The organism is Treponema sp. R6D11, from assembly GCF_054786075.1.
Genome location: NZ_BDHD01000718.1, coordinates 1 through 582, shown reverse-complemented (window position 1 = coordinate 582; position 582 = coordinate 1). Strand labels below are relative to the sequence as shown.

The 582-nt window shown below is 45.2% G+C and carries 1 protein-coding gene; it reads left to right on the top strand.

From position 1 onward, the window contains the following. Positions 1-53 precede the first annotated feature (53 nt). Positions 54-582: ketoacyl-ACP synthase III (locus ACYVTD_RS15685; protein WP_461248626.1), on the top strand; the 529-nt coding region annotated here is incomplete at its 3' end.

Genomic DNA, 582 nt, shown 5'->3' with positions numbered 1-582 from the left:
GGTTTTTAAGGGGTTCTATAAAAATAAAGAAACGGGAATCGGTCAATTTGGCGGTGGAGGCGGCGATAAACGCCCTTGCAATGGCGGCTGGCTATTCAGGCGATGATTCTGCGGAAAAGAACAGAGTTGCGGCGGAAGAAGCCGCTAATATCGATATAATTATTCTGGCTACCGCTACTGCGGATTATATTGGAACTCCTTCCACAGCTTGTATTGTGCAAAACAAAATTGGAGCCAAAAAAGCCGCCGCAATGGATATTACCGCAGGCTGTACAGGTTTTGTTTACGGACTTGAAACCGCCACAGGGCTTTTAAGCGTCAACCCTGAACGTAAATACGCCCTTGTAATCGGAGCCGAAGTTTTAAGCAAGATGGTAGATTGGAGCGAGAGGAAAACTTGCGTTTTGTTTGGCGATGGCGCGGGGGCAGTTGTTATTAAAAAAACTGACGCTGGTCGCAAAGGTGTTTTACAATCAGTTTTACACGCTGATGGTTCCGGCGCTGAAAGCCTTGTTATGCGAAATGGCGGAGATAATTATTGGACAAATATAAGTCCTTCGTCCTTATTAGGAACAAATAATA